General features: G+C 64.0%; 1 protein-coding gene. It reads right to left on the bottom strand.

What is annotated here, in order from left to right:
- Positions 1–2 precede the first annotated feature (2 nt).
- The gene (locus BK660_RS29875) at positions 3–428 is read right to left on the bottom strand and encodes a GNAT family N-acetyltransferase (RefSeq protein WP_011060675.1); all 426 of its coding nucleotides are present in this window, start codon (positions 426–428) and stop codon (positions 3–5) included.
- Positions 429–494: the final 66 nt, after the last annotated feature.

Genomic DNA, 494 nt, shown 5'->3' with positions numbered 1-494 from the left:
GTTCAGACCAGGCGTTTGTGCAGGAAGAAACGCCGGTGCTGCGGCGGGAAATCCTCCAGCCGGCCGAATTCGCTGAAGCCATGCCGCTGATAGAACTGCGGCGCCTGAAAGTCGAAGGTATCGAGCCAGATGCCGATACAGCCCTTTTCCCGAGCCAGCTCCTCGGCCATGTTCAGCAATTGCGAGCCCGTGCCCTGGCCCCGTGTCTGCTCGGGGACCGCCAGCAGCTCGATGAACATCCAGCGATAGAAAATTTCCGCCTGCAGGCCACCGAGAATCTCACCGCTGTGCTCGTCGCGAACCACCAGGGCGATGGCCTCGGGCTTGGGATCGCCCGCCTGGGCCCGGTTGTGGGCCCGCAAGGGCTCGAGGATCGCAGCGCGCACCTCCGGCCCCGGGTTCATCAGCATGTCGATACGCGTACTCATTCGCCGTTTCCTTGGATGATGGCTGTGCCGGACCGGGGTGAAAGCGCCCCACGATCCTCCCTGGAG

Origin of the sequence: Pseudomonas brassicacearum, from assembly GCF_003732265.1 — a bacterium.
GTDB lineage: Bacteria > Pseudomonadota > Gammaproteobacteria > Pseudomonadales > Pseudomonadaceae > Aquipseudomonas > Aquipseudomonas brassicacearum_D.
Note: the sequence above shows the minus strand (reverse complement) of the source record. Positions and strands in the feature narration are given on the sequence as shown.